This is a genomic window from Rudaea sp., from assembly GCF_036383415.1.
Lineage (GTDB): Bacteria > Pseudomonadota > Gammaproteobacteria > Xanthomonadales > Rhodanobacteraceae > Rudaea.
In genome coordinates, this window is record NZ_DASVOK010000055.1 from 1 (window position 1) to 10,922 (window position 10,922).

General features: G+C 66.6%; 10 protein-coding genes. 6 read left to right on the forward strand and 4 right to left on the reverse strand.

The features are described from left to right. From VF497_RS01845 to pilG, 3 genes are all read right to left on the reverse strand, one after another. A partial coding sequence (locus tag VF497_RS01845) for a methyl-accepting chemotaxis protein (RefSeq protein ID WP_330885682.1) occupies positions 1-1,958 on the reverse strand: 1,958 nt, incomplete at its 3' end. A 73-nt stretch (positions 1,959-2,031) separates the two neighbouring features. Continuing rightward, positions 2,032-2,565: a chemotaxis protein CheW gene (locus VF497_RS01850; protein ID WP_330885683.1), complete on the reverse strand. Its 534-nt coding sequence runs from the start codon at positions 2,563-2,565 to the stop codon at positions 2,032-2,034. A 54-nt stretch (positions 2,566-2,619) separates the two neighbouring features. Beyond that, positions 2,620-3,018, reverse strand: a complete 399-nt coding sequence (gene pilG, locus VF497_RS01855; protein WP_330885684.1) for a twitching motility response regulator PilG — start codon at positions 3,016-3,018, stop codon at positions 2,620-2,622. A 356-nt stretch (positions 3,019-3,374) separates the two neighbouring features. Between pilG and gshB the strand changes: the two genes are divergently transcribed. The 6 genes from gshB (at position 3,375) to VF497_RS01885 (ending at position 8,987) form a co-directional block, all read left to right on the forward strand. Continuing rightward, a complete protein-coding gene (gene gshB, locus VF497_RS01860; RefSeq protein WP_330885691.1) occupies positions 3,375-4,328 on the forward strand; it encodes a glutathione synthase in 954 nt (317 codons plus the stop codon). Positions 4,329-4,369: 41 nt separating this feature from the next. Beyond that, positions 4,370-5,197, forward strand: coding sequence for a TonB family protein (locus VF497_RS01865; protein ID WP_330885685.1), 828 nt, complete (start codon positions 4,370-4,372; stop codon positions 5,195-5,197). Positions 5,198-5,244: 47 nt separating this feature from the next. After that, complete coding sequence (locus tag VF497_RS01870) at positions 5,245-5,808, forward strand: YqgE/AlgH family protein (RefSeq protein WP_330885686.1); 564 nt, start codon at positions 5,245-5,247, stop codon at positions 5,806-5,808. Next, positions 5,801-6,256, forward strand: coding sequence for a Holliday junction resolvase RuvX (gene ruvX, locus VF497_RS01875; RefSeq protein WP_330885687.1), 456 nt, complete (start codon positions 5,801-5,803; stop codon positions 6,254-6,256). The genes VF497_RS01870 and ruvX overlap by 8 nt, the downstream gene beginning before the upstream one ends. 7 nt (positions 6,257-6,263) lie before the next feature. Then, positions 6,264-7,220 carry an aspartate carbamoyltransferase catalytic subunit gene (locus VF497_RS01880; RefSeq protein ID WP_330885688.1) on the forward strand — a complete coding sequence of 319 codons (957 nt, stop codon included), beginning with the start codon at positions 6,264-6,266 and terminating at the stop codon, positions 7,218-7,220. A gap of 72 nt (positions 7,221-7,292) precedes the next feature. Then, positions 7,293-8,987, forward strand: coding sequence for a hypothetical protein (locus VF497_RS01885; protein ID WP_330885689.1), 1,695 nt, complete (start codon positions 7,293-7,295; stop codon positions 8,985-8,987). A gap of 19 nt (positions 8,988-9,006) precedes the next feature. Here the strand turns inward: VF497_RS01885 and VF497_RS01890 are convergent. Then, a partial coding sequence (locus VF497_RS01890; RefSeq protein ID WP_330885690.1) for a bifunctional (p)ppGpp synthetase/guanosine-3',5'-bis(diphosphate) 3'-pyrophosphohydrolase occupies positions 9,007-10,922 on the reverse strand: 1,916 nt, incomplete at its 5' end.

Genomic DNA, 10,922 nt, shown 5'->3' on the forward strand with positions numbered 1-10,922 from the left:
GCCGTGTGGCTCGCGCCCGAGGCAGTCTGGGTGGTAATGTCCGAGATCACGTTCATCGTCGACGACACGCTGGCGACCTCGGCCGACTGGTGCTGCGCCGCGATCGCGATGTTCTTGATCAGGCCGGCAAGGTTGCCCGACACCGTTTCGATTTCGCCGAGCTGGGTGCCGGCCTGTTCGGCAAGCTTGGCGCCGCCGACCACTTCGCTGGTGGTCTGCTCCATCGAGGCGACCGCTTCGGTGGTGTCGACCTGAATCGCGCTGACCAGCGTTTCGATGCGTCGTGTCGCGGCGGACGCGCGTTCCGCAAGTCGCTGCACTTCGTCGGCGACGACCGCGAAACCGCGGCCGGCCTCGCCGGCCGAAGCCGCCTGGATCGCCGCGTTGAGGGCGAGGATGTTGGTCTGTTCGGCGAGGTCGTTGATCAGCTCGACGATCGTGCCGATCTCCTGCGAGGATTCGCCGAGGCGCTTGATGCGCTTGGACGTGTCCTGGATCTGCTCGCGGATCGAATCCATGCCGGCGATCGTCTGGCGCACGATCGAGGCACCGCGGCCGGCGATGCGCACGGAGTTCTGCGCCACGTCGGCGATGTCGGCCGAGTTCTTCGACACGTCGCGCGCCGAGACGGCGATCCCGTTGACTGCGTCCGAAGCCGAGCTGATCTGGCGCGCCTGGTGTTCGGCCGCGTCGGCAAGGTGCAGCGCGGTGGCCTGGGTTTCGTCGGCCGCGGCGGAGACCTGCACCGAGGTCTCGTTGATCGTGGTGACGAGCGTACGCAGCGCGTCGATCGCGTAGTTGACCGCGTCGGCGATCGTGCCGGTGAAGTCCTCTGTCACCGTGGCCTTCACGGTCAGGTCGCCGTCGGCGAGCGAGCCCATTTCGTCGAGCAGGCGCTGAATCGCCGCCTCGTTGCGCCGGTTCAGTTCGGCGCTCGAGCCGAGGCGCGTGCGCTGGTCGCGGAACAGCTTGAGGGCGAGGAACAGCACGAGCAGGATCGCAATACCCGCGGCGGCGAGGCCGATCCACAGGTTCGGGAAGCCGCGCGTCGTGCCCAGCGCGTTGATGTGCTCGGACAGCGGGTCGGCCTTGAACAGCAGGGTCTGCGAGTCGATCGAGGCCTTGTCCGCGGCCTGCTTGACCGCCTGCAGCGTCGGCGCGGCTTCGAACAGCTTGGTCACCTGCGGCGCGAGGTCGATCCACTGCTTGTTGATGTCGTTGAGGATCTCTTTCGCGTTGGCGTTGTCCAGCGAGCGGATGTTGAGGTCGGCGTTGCCGTTGATCAGGCCGGCGAGGACGAGACCATAGAATTCCGAATCGCGCTTCAGACCTGCCGCGGCCGAGGGCGAATCCTCGCCGCCGGCGACGATCGCCTGCGCGCGGCGCTGCATGCGGTCGGCGTAGAGCATCTGGCGCGAGGCGGTCATCACCTGCGTGCCCGAACCACCGCGCTCGGTGAGGATCTTGACGACCTCGTCCATGCGCGAGTTGAGTACCGCGGTCTTGCGGTTGAAGTCGTCCGTGCTCGCGGCCGTGCTGAGCACCTGCTCCTGGCTGTCGAGCACCTTGGACGCATCGGCCGAGAGCTGGGTCCAGGCCTGGTCGAGTTCGGCAAAATAAGGAGTCAGGCTCGTCTGGTCGGCGTAACCGCCCATGCCGGTGCGCACGTCGCCGTTCTTCAGTCGCGTCAACAGGTCGGCGATCGTGTCGCGGGTGTGCTTGAGGCTCGCGAACGCGTCGAGGTTGCCGCCCGCGGCATCGGCGCTCTGGCGCGAGAGCTGCTGCGACAAGACCTGGATTCGTGTGACCAGGGCGCTCGCCTGCGCGTCCTGGTTGGTCTTGATCGACAGATAAATGAAGTCGACCACCGCCACGACCATGCTGACAACGAGCAAGGCCACGAGCAGACCGTTGAACCCGCTCGCGCGCTCGGCGCCGCTACCTGCCCCTGTACTCATCTACCGCTACCTCGATCTGGTTTGTGGTTTGCCAATACCGTGCGCCATGGCGATCCTGACGCACGCCAACCTGCTAAGCCGCCGCCTGCGCAAACTCGTTCGCACGCACGAGCGCGGCGATGCTGAAACGCCCCCACTGCGTATCGCCGTGGGCGTAGTGCTCCACGATGTAGTGCTCGATCGCGGCGCCGGTCTGCGCCGGCGCCTGCGTGCGTTGATCTGTCGAGAAGTTGCGCTGGCCGACGACTTCGTCGACGAGCAGGCCGACATTGCCGCCGCTCTGGCGCACGAGCAGCACGCGGCTGGAATCGGCCAGGCTCGTCGCCTCGCCCGACAGAAAGCCGTTGAGGTCGACCAGCGGGATCAGATTGCCGCGCAGGCTGGCGACGCCGAGCAGCCAGGCGCAGGCCCCGGGCACGCGCGTGACCACCGGAAAGGAAAGGATTTCACTGACCTCGGTCAGGCTCGAAACGAGGTTGTGGCTGCCGACGCGAAAGCCGACGCCGCGCCACAGATTGGCCGCAGCTGCCTGGCTCGACGTCGCCGCAGCGGCATGGGCCAGACTGCTGCGCTCGTAGTCGGCGAGAATTTCGAACGGGGACTTCACCGTGTCATGCATGCGCGTATGCCGCTCCGCAGATTGGGTTCGCCGCTCGGCTCATCAACGCGCCACCGCGTGGCGGCGTATCGCCCCCAGCAGTTCGTCGCGCGTGAACGGCTTGGTCAGGTATTCCTCCGAGCCCACGACCCGGCCACGCGCCTTGTCGAACAGCCCGTCCTTCGAGGAGAGCATGATCACCGGCGTCGCGCGGTAGGTCGCGTTGTTCTTGATCAACGCGCAGGTCTGATAGCCATCGAGCCGCGGCATCATGATGTCGACGAAAATGATCTGCGGACGATGGTCGGATATCTTCGCCAGCGCCTCGAAGCCGTCGACCGCGGTGATCACCTCGCAGCCCTCTTTCTTCAACAGCATTTCCGCGGTGCTGCGTATCGTCTTCGAATCGTCGATGACCAAGACCCGCAAACCCGCCAGTTCTCCGTTTACCGCCTGTTCCACGCGCTATCCTCCGACCTGCACTGACAACGTCTCGCCACTCCCCCGGAACGGCCGGGCGACAGCCCCCTTTGCTGACCATCACGCCACAGCCACACGGCGCACGGTAGTTGCGAACGATCGAACAGGTATGTCGTTTAATCTCATGCTTGCGGCCTGTCAAGCGAATCCTCAATCAGGGCGCCTACATACGCAAGACTGCGCAGCTCGGCATCATCAATGCCAAGCGCGTCTGTTTGTCTGCCAGCCCCCTGAAGCGGATGCTAGTATAGACAGCCCGCAGCGAATGCACTCGTGATGCATATCACATTTTTCTCGGTGTTTGTGCGGAACTCCACATTGCATCCATGGCAGTCCCGATGACCCCGACCCTGGCCGTGTTGATGGACCCGATCGGGGCCATCCACATCAAGAAGGACTCCACTTTCGCCATGCTGCTCGAAGCGCAGCGGCGCGGCTATCGACTTCTCTATCTCACTCAGGGCAGCCTCGCCCTGCGCGGCGCCGAACCGTGGGCGCACGCGACACCACTCGAAGTGCGCGATGACCCGAGCGACTGGTTCACGCTCGGCGCGCACGCGTGGACCGACCTGCGCAAGGTGAATGTGATCCTCGCGCGCAAGGACCCACCGTTCGACTCGCAGTTCCTCTACGACACGATGGTGCTCGACCGCGCCCAGGCCGGCGGCGCGCAGGTCGTCAACGATCCGCGCGCACTACGCGACGCGAACGAAAAACTGTTCGCCCTGCATTTCCCGCAATGCATCGCGCCGACGCTGGTTGCGCGCGATGCGGCGGCGATCAAGGCGTTCGCGCACGAACACGGCCGCATCGTGCTCAAACCGCTCGATGGCATGGGCGGGCGCAGCATCTTCCTGAGTTCCGGCGACGATCCGAACCTCAACGTCATCCTCGAAACGTTGACCCACGAGGGCCGCGAATTCGCGATGGCACAGAAATTCATCCCCGAGATCAAGGCCGGCGACAAGCGCATCCTGCTGATCGATGGCGAACCGGTGCCGTACGCACTCGCGCGCATGCCGCAGGGTGACGAGTTCCGCGGCAACCTCGCGCGCGGCGGCAAGGGCGTCGGCGTGCCGCTGTCGGAACGCGACCGCTGGATCGCCGCACAAGTCGGACCGGAGCTGGTCAAGCGCGGCCTGCGCTTCGTCGGCCTCGACGTGATCGGCGACTTCCTCACCGAAGTCAACGTCACCTCGCCGACCTGCATCCGCGAGCTCGACGCGCAGTTCGGGCTGAACATCGCGGGGCAGCTGTTCGACGCGCTCGAACGCGGCGCGCGACACGCGTGAGCAGGCCGGCGTCCGCGAGCGGAGAACGCCTCTCCGTTACCATGCTGTTTTCGATCATCGCGCACGCGGTGGTCGTGCTCGGCCTCACCTTCGACTATGTCAAGCCGGCGCCGCGCCTACCTTCGCTCGACGTGATCCTGGTCCAGTCGGCGACGGGCAAGAAGCCGGAGAAAGCCGACTTCCTCGCCAACGCGAACAACGAAGGCGGCGGCACCAGCGACAAGGCGGTCCGTCCGACCGATCTCGTCACCGCGCCCGTGCCAAAGACGCAACCCGGCGTCGCGCCGATACCGGTCGAAACCGGCACGCGCGCGCCGCAGCCGCCCAGCGAGCACGAGCTGCTGACGACACAGAGGAAATCCGACTTCGCCGTGCGCACGCAAACGCAGGCGACCGAACAATCGGACACGGCCAAGCCCAATCCGGATGCGCTCAGCGAGCGCAAACTGGAAATGGCGCGTCTCGCCAACGAGCTGCACAGCGAAACCCAGGTCTACGCCAAGCGGCCGAAGAAGAAATACATCTCGGCGAACACCAAGGAAGCGGTCGATGCGGCATATCAGGCCGGCTGGGTCGCGCGCGTCGAACGCATCGGCAACCTCAACTATCCCGACGAGGCACGCCGCCAGCAATTGCAGAACGGCAGGACGTTGAGCCTGATGCTGACCACGGGCATCAAGCGCGACGGCAGCCTGGCCAGCGTCGACATCATCCAGTCGAGCGGATTCAAGCTGCTCGACGAGGCGGCGATCCGCATCGTCCGCCTCGCCGCGCCGTTCCCACCGCTGCCGGCAGGCATCGACTACGACGAGCTGTACATCACGCGCACCTGGGAATTCCAGCCGGGTCAGGTGCTGAAGACGCACTGAGCGGCGATGTCATACGGAGCCATCGCGGCGCGCTGTACAATGGCGCCATGCAGGCCCTCACCGCACTCGCCAACCAGTTCCTGATCGCGATGCCGAACATGCGCGATCCGAGCTTCGTGCGCAGCGTCGCGCTGATCTGCCAGCACTCGAACGACGGCGCGATGGGCGTGGTGATCAACCGCCTGTCCGAATACCGCCTCGGCGACGTGCTCGCGCAGATGGGGCTGAAATCGCAGCTCGCCGAAGTCGAGGACGCGCCCGTGCTGATCGGTGGTCCGGTCCAGCCCGAACGCGGCTTCGTGCTGCATTCGGCCGACGGCGTCTGGGAATCCTCCTACCGCATTTCCGAATCGCTCAGCGTGACCACGTCGCGTGACGTGCTCGTCGCGATCGCCGAAGGTCGCGGTCCGAAGCGGTCGATCGTCGCGCTCGGCTACGCCGGCTGGAGCGCAGGCCAGATGGAAGAGGAAATCCGGCAGAACGCCTGGCTCACCGCCGAACCCGACCAGCGCATCCTGTTCGACGTCGCGCTCGAGCGGCGCTGGGAAGCGGCGGCCAAACTGATCGGGGTCAACGTGGCGAATCTTTCCAGCCAGGCCGGGAATGCCTGAGCGCGACATCACCACCGTGCTCGGTTTCGACTACGGCGCGAGGCGGATCGGCGTCGCGGTCGGCAATCGCGTGACCGGCAGCGCGCGTGCGCTCGAAGTCGTCGGCAACGGCGCCAACGGACCGGACTTCACCCGCATCGCCGCACTGCTGCGCGAATGGCGCCCCGATGCGTTGCTCGTCGGCCTGCCGTTGACGCTCGACTCGGGCGAGCAGGCGAACAGCCAGAACGCGCGCGCGTTCGCCGGAGTGCTGCGCGAACGCCACGCCTTGCCGGTGAAAATGGTCGACGAACGCCTCACCTCACGCGCCGCCTCCGAGCGTTTCGCCGAACGTCGCGCGAGCGGTTCGGCCAAACGCAAGCATGCCGCCGCGCTCGACGCGATCGCCGCCGAAATCATCGTCGAACAGTGGTTGCGGGAAGCCACAGCGTCGCCAGCTAACGGATAGGACTCTCATGCACGACCTGCAACTTGCGGCCGACGGCCAGCTGCGCCACCTGATCACGCTTGCCGGCCTAACTCGCGCGGTCATCGAACGAATACTGGACCGTGCGGAAGCCATGCGCCGCGACAGCCAGGGCGGCGCGCGACCGCTCGACCTGCTCGACGGGCGCACGCTGATCAACCTGTTCTTCGAGCCGTCCACGCGCACGCGCACCTCATTCGATCTCGCCGCGCAACGGCTCGGCGCGCTCGTGATCAACTTCGACATCGAGCGCTCGTCCACGGTCAAGGGCGAGAGCCTGCTCGACACGATCCACACGCTCGAAGCAATGCACACCGATGCCTTCGTCGTGCGCCACAAGGAGTCGGGCACGCCGGAGACGATCGCGCGCAACCTGCGCTCGAACGCCGCCGTGCTCAATGCCGGCGACGGCAACCACGCGCATCCGACCCAAGGCCTGCTCGATGCGCTGACGCTGCGCCGCCGCGTCGAGGATTTCTCCAGGTTGAGCGTCGTCATCTGCGGCGACATCCGCCATTCGCGCGTCGCGCGCTCGGACGTCGACGTGCTGCGCACACTCGGCGTGCGCGATCTGCGTCTGTGCGCGCCGCCCGAGCTGCTGCCGGAACCGGGCGCGGCCGAATTTGCGCAATGTACACTTGTACACAATTTCGACGAAGCCGTGGCCGGCTGCGACGCGACGATCATGCTGCGCCTGCAGAAGGAGCGCATGGAAGCCGCGGCGATTCCGTCCGAGGCCGACTACTTCGCCCGTTACGGCCTCGACGCCGCGCGCCTCGCACGCGCGAAACCCGGCTGCGTCGTCATGCATCCGGGACCGATCAACCGCAACGTCGAGATCGCCGACGATGTCGCCGACGGCGCGCAGTCGCTGATCCTCGAACAGGTCGGCAACGGCGTGTTCGCGCGCATGGCCGTGCTCGCGGAGTTGCTCGAACGGCGCTGACGACACCCCGCGGCAGCTTTTTCCGTCTTTCACGAAAGACGCCCGTATCCGCAAGCCGAAAGGAAACCCTGAATGAACAAGGCCGCTCGCCACGCCGTCCTCGTGCTCTCCGCGGCCATCCTCGCCGCCTGCGCCAAGCCGCAGCCGGGCACGGACCAGCCGCTCGCCTACGCGCCCGCCGACACGCCGTACGCCTGGGCCAATCTCGAGCCGCAGCCGCAGGCGATGATCGACTGGTCCTCGCGTCAGATGCAGGCGGTGATGCCGCTCGTGATCGACATGTACGACGGCCTGCTCAAGCAGCAGAAGGCGCTCGGCGAGCGCGAGACGAAGATCCTCGCCGCGGTGCTCGACGAGCTGCGCGGCCGCGACACGTTCGACAAGCTGCGCGAGCTCGGCTACAAACCCGGCGCGCGCGTGGCGATCTACGGCGTCGGCCTGGTTCCGGTGCTGCGCATGGAGCTCGGCGATGTGGCTGCGTTCAAGGCGATGATCGCGCGCGTCGAGGGTAAGGTCGGCGAGAAGATTCCGACCGGCAAGACCGGCGAGCAGGAATACTGGCAGTTCGGCGACAAGGACGTGCAGTTCGCGGTCGCCGTGCAGGGCTCGCACCTCGTCGCCACGCTGTGGCCGGCCGACGCCAACGACACGGTCAGGCAGTTGCTGCTCGGCATCACCCGACCCGGCAAGAACCTGTTCGATGCCGGCACGCTGCAGGCGATTGCGAAAAAGTATAATTATTCACCCTACGGCGAAGGCTACCTCGATTTCGCTGCGCTCGCGCAGCGCCTGTCGGACGCGCCGACCGGCGCCGATCTGGAAATCGCCAAGGCGCTGAAGCTGCCGACCGACGTCGCCAAGGACAGCCCTGTCTGCGTCGAAGAGGCCAAGGCGATCGTGCAGAAGTTCCCGCGCATTGTCGCCGGCGCCGAAACCTACGCGCCGCCGCAGCTGCGCGTCGCCATGCAATTCGAAACCGAGCCCGCGCTCGCGCAGGCGCTGATGGCCGCGCTCGCGCCTGCGCCCGGCACCGGTGCGCCGGCCGAAGGATTGTTCGACATCAGCCTGGCCACGCCGCTGCTCAAGCTCAAGGAGTTCTGGCTCAAGCAGGCCGATGCGGTCGTGGCGAAACCGTTCGCCTGCCCCGAGTTCGCCAGCATCAACGAGATGTTCGCCAAGTCGAAGCAGCAGCTCGGCGTGACGATCCCGCCGCCATTCAGCGACCTGACCGGACTGCGCGTAACCCTCGACAAGCTCGAACCGCGCAAGGATTCCAGGGTGCCCGATGCCGCCTCGCGCATGCTGATCGCGACCAACAATCCGCTCGCCGCGGTCGGCATGGCGCAGATGGCGGTGCCGCAGCTCAAGGACCTCAAGATCACGGCCGACGGCAAGCCGGTCGCGCTGCCGGCCAGCCTGCTGCCCCCTTCCGCGCAACTGCCGCCAGTGTGGCTCGCGATGACCGACAAGGCGATCGCGCTCTCCGCGGGCCCGGGTAGCGAGGCCACGCTCGGCGCCTACTTCGCCGCACCGTCTAGCGCGACGCCGGTGTTCCTGCGCGTGCATTTCGCCGGCTCGCTGTACGGACTGTTCGGCAAGTATGCCGACCTGATGCAGACAAGGATGTCGGCCGAACAGAAGGACTCGTTCGGCGCGCAGACCAAGCTGTTCGCGCTGTACGAGAAGATGATCCGCTCCGGCGAGTTCACCTTCGAGGCGAACGCGAACGGCATCGGCATGCGCGAGACGGTCGACCTCGGAGACTGATGCATCAACGCGGTGCGCTTCAGGCGACGCGACGCGCCTCGATCACGTTCGGCACGCCGGCCAGGCGCGCGAGCAGCGAGGAGAGCTGCTCGAAGTCGGCGACGCGCACGGAGAAATTCATCGTCACCAGGCCCGTCGTCGCATCTACGCGCGCGTTGACCGCGATCAGGTTGATGTTGGCCACGGCGATGACGTTGGTGACGTCCTTGTGCAGGCCCTTGCGGTCGTAGCCGCGCACGACGAGGTCCACGTCGTAGTCGGCCTTGCGCGCACCGCCCCATTCGACCTCAATCGCGCGACCGGGATCGCGCGTGACGAGGCGCGCGAGGCTCGCGCAATCGGCGCGATGGATCGATACGCCACGGCCCTGGGTGATGTAGCCGGCGATCGCATCGCCCGGCAGCGGCTGGCAGCAGCGCGCAATCGTCGTCAGCAGGTTGCCGACGCCTTCGATGACGATCGCATCCTTGTCACGCTTCGGTGCGCGCACGGGCGCCGGCGCAGCGGGCACAGCTGGCGCCTGTGCCTCGTGCAGCATGCGCGCGACGTGGCCGGCGGTGATGTCGCCGAGCGCAAGCGCGATGAGGAATTCGTCGAGCGTCTTGTGGTGGAACTTCGGCGGCAATGAATCGAGGTCGATGTTGTGCAACGCAAGCCGCTTGAATTCGCGTTCGAGAATCTCGCGGCCCGCTGCGAGGTTGATGTCCTGGTCGATCTTCTTGAACCACGCGCGCACCTTGGCGCGCGCGCGCTGCGTGGTGAGGAATCCGGACTGCGCGTTCATCCAGTCGCGGCGCGGCTCGGCGCTCTTGCCAGTGAGAATCTCGACGCGATCGCCCGAGACCGGCTGGAACGCCAGCGGCACGATGCGGCCGTTGACCTTGGCACCGCGCGTGCGATGGCCCACGTCGGTGTGCACGGTGTAGGCAAAGTCGAGCACGGTTGCGCCGCGCGGCAGATCGATCACCTCGCCCGCCGGCGTGAGCAGGTAAGCGCGGTCTTCGAGCAGATCGGTCTTGAAGCCGGCGAGCAACGCGGCCTCGTCGCCGGACTCGTCCTTCGCTTCGAGCAGTTGGCGCATCCACGCCACCTTGCGCTCGAAGCTCTGGTCGGAACCGCCACCTTCCTTGTAGCGCCAGTGCGCGGCAACACCGCGCTCGGCGAACGCGTGCATCTCGTGCGTTCGGATCTGCACTTCGAGCGTCTTGCCCTGCGGGCCGACGACGGCCGTGTGCAATGACTGATAGTTGTTGCCCTTGGGTCGCGCGATATAGTCGTCGAACTCGCTCGGGATCGGCGGCCACAGCGTGTGCACCACGCCGAGCGCGGCGTAGCACGCGGCCACATCGTCGACGAGCAGGCGCACCGCGCGGATGTCGTACAGCGCGGAGAAATCGCCGCCCTTGCGCTGCATCTTCTTCCAGATCGAAGTGATGTGCTTGGAACGCCCGGCGATATCGGCCTTGACCCCGGCCTTGTCGAGCGCGCCGCGCAGCGTGCGTATCGTCGTCTCGATGAAACCGTCGCGCTCGCTGCGGCGCTCGTCGAGCAGGCGCACGATGCGCCGGTAGGTGTCGGGCTGCAGGTAACGGAACGCGAGGTCTTCGAGTTCCCACTTGAGTTGCCAGATGCCGAGCCGGTTGGCGAGCGGCGCGTGGATGTCGGCGGTCAGCTGGGCCAGCTCGCGGCGCTGCTCGGGTTCGAGCCGCTCCGCCGCACGCAGGCGCGCGAGCTGGCGCGCGAGCAGGATGAAGACCACGCGCAGGTCCTTGATGATCGCGAGCAGCAGGCGACGCAGGCCCTCGGCATTGCCGCCGCTGCTGCGCGCCGCATAGAGCGCGTCGACCTTGTCCGCGGCCTGCTGGCCGTCGAGCAGGTCGCGCACGCTCGCCGGCAACTTGGCCAGGCGCGTCGGGTCGAGAACGATGCCGTTGC